General features: G+C 66.7%; 6 protein-coding genes. All 6 read right to left on the reverse strand.

The window, feature by feature from the left end; genetic code table 11:
- Positions 1-132, reverse strand: a 132-nt coding sequence (locus FVW27_RS06975) for a macro domain-containing protein (protein WP_208294675.1), incomplete at its 3' end; no start/stop codon positions are given.
- Between the two features lie 166 nt (positions 133-298).
- The gene (locus tag FVW27_RS06980; RefSeq protein ID WP_243838268.1) at positions 299-1,756 is read right to left on the reverse strand and encodes a M48 family metalloprotease; all 1,458 of its coding nucleotides are present in this window, start codon (positions 1,754-1,756) and stop codon (positions 299-301) included.
- Positions 1,757-1,776: 20 nt separating this feature from the next.
- On the reverse strand, positions 1,777-3,234 hold the full coding sequence (cysS, locus tag FVW27_RS06985) for a cysteine--tRNA ligase (RefSeq protein ID WP_167123874.1): 1,458 nt from the start codon (positions 3,232-3,234) through the stop codon (positions 1,777-1,779).
- A 131-nt stretch (positions 3,235-3,365) separates the two neighbouring features.
- Positions 3,366-3,818, reverse strand: coding sequence for a ribose 5-phosphate isomerase B (gene rpiB, locus FVW27_RS06990; protein ID WP_167123880.1), 453 nt, complete (start codon positions 3,816-3,818; stop codon positions 3,366-3,368).
- A 222-nt stretch (positions 3,819-4,040) separates the two neighbouring features.
- The gene (locus tag FVW27_RS06995) at positions 4,041-4,445 is read right to left on the reverse strand and encodes a hypothetical protein (RefSeq protein ID WP_167123876.1); all 405 of its coding nucleotides are present in this window, start codon (positions 4,443-4,445) and stop codon (positions 4,041-4,043) included.
- Between the two features lie 193 nt (positions 4,446-4,638).
- A partial coding sequence (locus tag FVW27_RS07000) for a hypothetical protein (RefSeq protein ID WP_167123878.1) occupies positions 4,639-5,419 on the reverse strand: 781 nt, incomplete at its 5' end.

The following is a 5,419-nucleotide window of genomic DNA, read 5'->3' on the forward strand; positions in this document are numbered from 1 at the left end:
CAGCAGCATCGGCCCCGCGGCGCGGTGCAGGGCGCCGTCCACGCCGCCACCCCCGCGCAGTTCGGCATTGGCGGCGTTGACCACCGCGTCGGTCGCCGTGGCGGCAAGGTCGCCGATGGACACCACCAGCAGGCCATGGCCGGAAGGGGCGGGGATGCTCAGGGACAGATCGTCCACAGGGACCGTCCTGAAAAACGTTGCGAGAACATTCCGAGGGAAGGGCAGTGAACCGTCGGGGCGCGCTGCCCCGCACAGCATCTGTGCACGGCGCGCGCCGTACCACAAAGGCCGGTCAGGTCTACCAGACCGCCTTGCGCTCCTGATACCGGGTGTCGAAGCGTTCCAGTTCCGTCTGGTCTTCCGGCGTGCGAATGACCGCTCGCGCCTTGTCGCGCAGTTGCTCCACCTTTTCCTTCTCGTTGGCGTACAGCGCGCTGTAGGCAAGGTGCAGGTAGCCCTTGAAGACCTGCCCATCCATGCCCAAGGCGCGTCCGTAGTAGTCGTGCACTTCGGAATCCTCAGGCAGGTGGCGCAGCACTTCCTTGTAGTAGGTATAGGCCTCGTTACGCTGCCCGGCATCGAAAAGCAGCCGCGCGTAGAAGAACAGGGCCATGTAGTCGCGCGAATTCATCAGCACGGCGCGTTGCAGCATCTGCGCGGCGCGGTTGCGGTCGCCCTTGGTGTAATGGAACCGCCCGGCCTCGCGCCAGACCAACTGGTCCTTGGGGTTGCAGGCCAGCGCCCGGTCGAAGGCCGCCGTGGCCTCGCCAATCCGGTTCAGGCGCGAATACAGGATGGCCAGCCCCAACTGGGACATGCAGTCGGTGGGCTTGGCCTGTTCGAAGGTACGCAGGGCGATGGTGGCGTCTGCGTAGCGGGCGCGCACCAGCAGTTGCACCCGGCGGAACCGCTCGTCGTCGTCCTGCCGGTTGCGCACGCTTGCGGGCTGCTGCTCCACGCGCAGGCGCACTTCGCTGATGCGCTCCGTGATGTTGGGGTGGGTGCTGAGATACGCGGGAACGTCCGTGCCGGTGGACCAGTTCTGCCTGCGCAGTTTTTCGAAGGCCCCGGCCATGCCGTCCGGGCGGAACCCGGCGGCCACCAGGTACTGCATGCCCGCCTGGTCCGCATCCGCTTCGTCGATGCGGCTGTAGTTGAGCATGGCCGTCTGCCCTGCCGCCAGCGACCCGGCCATGGCCGCGCCCTTGCTGCTTCCCCCGCCCATGAAGGCCCCGGCCAGCGCCCCGGCCAGGCTGAGCAGGGTGATGCGCTGCGACTTTTCGATGCGGCTGGCGATGTGACGCTGGGTGACGTGGGCCATTTCGTGGGCCAGCACGCCGGCCACTTCGCTTTCGTGCTCCATGGCCATCAGCAGGCCGGTGTGCACGAATATGTATCCGCCGGGACTGGCGAAGGCGTTGACCGCGTTGTGCATCAGCACGTTGGTTTCGAAGTCGAAAGGCTGCGGCGGCACCACCGCCTTCAGCCGTTCGACTATGGACCGCACGTACTCCTTCACCTCCGGGTCTTCCACCAGCGGCAGGCGGGCCTTGATGAGCACGTTGAACTTCTTGCCCAGTTCCACCTCGTCCTTGACGGTGAAGTCGCCAAGGAAGGCCCCGGCGGACGGAGCAAAGGCGGGCAGGGCCTGGCCCAGCAGCATGAGCGCGCACAGGCACAGGGCAAGCGCGCCCCGCAGGCGGGCGCGAAGCCAGCCGGTGCGGGGCGCGGAAGAATGGCGAAAGCGGGTGGTCATGCGGGGAGTCATGGGGCGGCTTATAGCACGTCCCACACCGCGCCGGAAGGCGTATCGCGCACCTCTATGCCGAGGGCGGCGATTTCGTCGCGGATGGCGTCGGCGCGGGCAAAGTCCTTGTCGGCACGGGCGTTGATGCGGGCCTGCAACAGTTCTTCGACCTTGGCCGGGTCGATGGACTTGCGGGCCACGCGACAGGCGCGCAGTTCCGCCAGGAACCCGGCGGGCTCGCGGCCAAACACGCCCAGCACGGCATGCCAGATGGAGGCCTCGTCCAGCACGGCCCGGAAGAAGGCGCGGGCGCCCTCGGTCTTGCGCTGGCCCTTGTTGTCCAGAATGCGGTTGGCCAGGCGAACCATGGTGAACACGTGCCCCAGGGCGGCAGCGGTGTTCATGTCGTCTTCCATGGCGTCGGTGAAGGCCTGGCGCAGTCCTTCGAATTCCTCGGTCACGTCCTTGGGCAGGGGGCCGGAGGTCCACTTTTCGCGCTCGAGTTCGGCGTGCAGCAGGCCCAGCGCCTCGTAGATGCGCTTGAGGTTCTTTTCCGCCTCGTCCATGGACTCGAAAGTGAAGTCGATGGGGCTGCGGTAGTGCTTGGTCAGCAGGAAGTAGCGCAGCGTTTCCGGCAGGTAGTTTTCAAGGATGTCGCGGATGGTGCGGAAGTTGCCGAGCGACTTGGACATCTTTTCGGCATTCACCTGCACGAAGCCGTTGTGCACCCAGTAGCGCACGAAGTCCTTGCCAAGGGCCGCCTCGGTCTGGGCGATTTCGTTCTCGTGGTGCGGAAAGACCAGGTCCTGCCCGCCGCCGTGGATGTCCAGGGGCAGGGGCAGGTGCTTTTCGCTCATGGCAGAGCACTCGATGTGCCAGCCGGGGCGGCCATTGCCCCACGGGCTTTCCCAGAAGGGTTCGCCGGGCTTGGCAGCCTTCCACAGGGCGAAATCGAGCGGGTCTTCCTTTTCCTCGCCGGGGGCCACGCGGGCGCCGGAGCGCAGGTCGTCCACGTCGCGACCGGAAAGCTTGCCGTAGCCGGGAAAGGCGCGCACGCGAAAGTACACGTCGCCCGAGGGGGTGGCGTAGGCCTTGCCCTGCTCGATAAGCCGCACGCACAGCGAGATCATTTCATCGATGTGGGTGGTGGCGCGGGGTTCCAGGTCCGCCCGCAGCACGTTCAGGCGGTCCATGTCCTCGTAGAAGGTGGCGATGTACTTTTCGGCCACTTCCTGGCTGGTCAGGCCTTCCTGGTTGGCACGGGTGATGATCTTGTCATCCACGTCGGTGAAGTTGCGCGCGAAGGTGACGTCGAGTCCGGTGTGGCGCAGGTAGCGCACCAGCACGTCGAACACCACGGCGGAGCGGGCGTGTCCGATGTGGCACAGGTCGTACGCGGTGATGCCGCAGACGTACATGTTGACCTTGCCGGGCACGGCAGGCTCGAAGTGTTCCTTCTTGCGGGTCAGGGTATTGTACAGTTGCATTGATGCTCCCGTGAGAGTGCGGTGTGGTGCGTCGGCACATGAACGCCGTATGCCGGATGGTGCCCGGCACGGTGGACAGGCTGATGAAGAAGCGTGGTGCAGGCATTCGGCCTGCAAGGCCGATGTCCTGCCTAGCAACCGCCGGTGCAGGCAGGCCCGTCGAACTGGTCGATGCGGCGCTGGTGGCGGCCACCCTCGAAGGGGGTGTCCAGAAACAGGTCCACAAGGCCCATGGCCACGCCAGGGCCGGTCACCCGTTCGCCAAGACACAGCACGTTGGCGTCGTTGTGCTGGCGGGTGGCGCGGGCGTGGAATTCGCAGGTGCACAACGCGGCGCGGATGCCCGGAAAGCGGTTGGCGGCCATGGACATGCCGATGCCCGTGCCGCAGACCAGAATGCCGAAGCCGCCGGTGGCCAGCACCCGTTCGGTCACCTTGGCGGCGTAGAGCGGATAGTCGCAGCTTTCGGCGGTCTGGGGGCCAAGGTCTTCCACCTGACGGCCCGCGGCCTTGAGGTGGGCGACAATGACCTGCTTCAGGGCGAGACCGGCGTGGTCGGAGCCTATGATGACCGGTGCGGACAGGGCGGATGCGGACATGTGGTTTCCTTGCTGCGTGCTGGCGGAAATATGGGGTGTGCGCCCGTGACGGGCACCGTGTTTGCCGTGAAATGGATGGCGGTCGTGTGTCCCGGATGCGGGACGGGTCCGGCTGGCGCTGGGAATGTGCTGTTCCGCGGGCCGCTTGTCAAGACGGCGGCGTGACCGGGCAAAAAGGGGATGCCCGCCGAAGCCGGTCCAGCCGGATCAGTTTCCACTCGGGCCGTTGGAGCCGCAACACCGGGCCATGCGGGCCAGGTGGCGCTCGCGTTCAGTAGCGGCACCTGCGGCATGGCGGGCCAGTTCGTCGCGCAGAAAGGCGGCGCGTCCGGCCAGTTCGCGAACGCGAGCGTCATCCATCAATACGCGAACGCGAGCGTCATCTGCCAATCCGGCGGCATCAAGGGGACCCGCTTCCAGCAGTTCCGCTACGCGGCGGCCCAAGGCCGCGTACTCATCGTCCATGCGGCGGCGCAACTGGCGGGCTTCCATGCCGCGCAGCACGCCGGAAGCCACGCGGCCCAGTTCGCCGCGCAGCACGCACAGCCCCACCTTGAGGTTGGAGAGCACGGCCGAAAGAGAGAAGGAGGTCTGGGAATCGGGCGCGGTCATGAACGTCTCCGTCGCGTTGTTGTGCTGCGTGGCATGCCCGTTGGTGGAATGGTCGGGCGGGTTGGAAAGCCGGGCCAGCTGAATAGTCGGGCCGCTCAGCCCGTCTTGTCAGTCCGCCTGTCGGGCTGGTCGGAACGGTCGGTGATGCGCGCACTCCGCCGCTGCCCAAAACGGCCCGGTGAGGGATGGCCCCCTAGCGCCGCGCGCCTTCACGCAACGGCAGAACCTCGGTGCCTTCGGGCAGTTCAAGCCCCAGTTGTTCGCCGGTGAAGGCCTCCGGTCGTTCGCGTTCCTTCACCAGCAGGATGGCGGAATACCCTTTGGCGTGGGTGATGGTGATCTTGCGGGGCAGGGGGGGCACGGCCTCGTCGTAGTCGATGCGCATGTCCCATCCGGCCTGCTTTTCACCGGGCAGGGTATCCGTCCAGTGGCGGGGCAGTCCTTCGGGAGAAAGTTCAAGCATTCCGCGAACCCTGCCGCGCGGCAGAGTGTAGGCGATTCCCCCGTCGGCCACAAGCCGTGCGTCCGTGCGGGCATCGTCGAAGACCCGGGCGAACCGGCCATTCAGCAGGTTGGCCAGGTCCGGCACGGAAAAGGGCACCGGTACGCCGAACGAAAGCAGGGCGCGCCCGCCCTGGTTCAGGTCGCCGTTATGGTAGTAGGCGCGGTTCTCGTTGGGGGCATAGGCAAGAAAGGTGGTGTCGTCCTCGCGGATGCGGGCCACGGTGGCCCCGATGCCCGCCATGATGTCCAGACGTAGCGGCACATCGCCGTTGGACCACAAAAGGGCCACCACGCGGTTGCCATCGTGTTCGCCGGTCTTGTAGCGCAGGCTGGCGTTGACCCGGAAGGGGCCTGCACCCGCGTCGTTGGTCTGTGCCCAACTGCGGTAGGCATGCCAGGCGGCGTCGGCCTGTTCCGCAGGGGCGGGCACGCCTGGGGCCACGCGCGGGGCGCACCCCTGGGCCAGCGCG

Origin of the sequence: Nitratidesulfovibrio liaohensis (genome assembly GCF_011682075.1) — a bacterium.
In the GTDB taxonomy this organism is placed as follows: Bacteria; Desulfobacterota; Desulfovibrionia; order Desulfovibrionales; family Desulfovibrionaceae; genus Cupidesulfovibrio; species Cupidesulfovibrio liaohensis.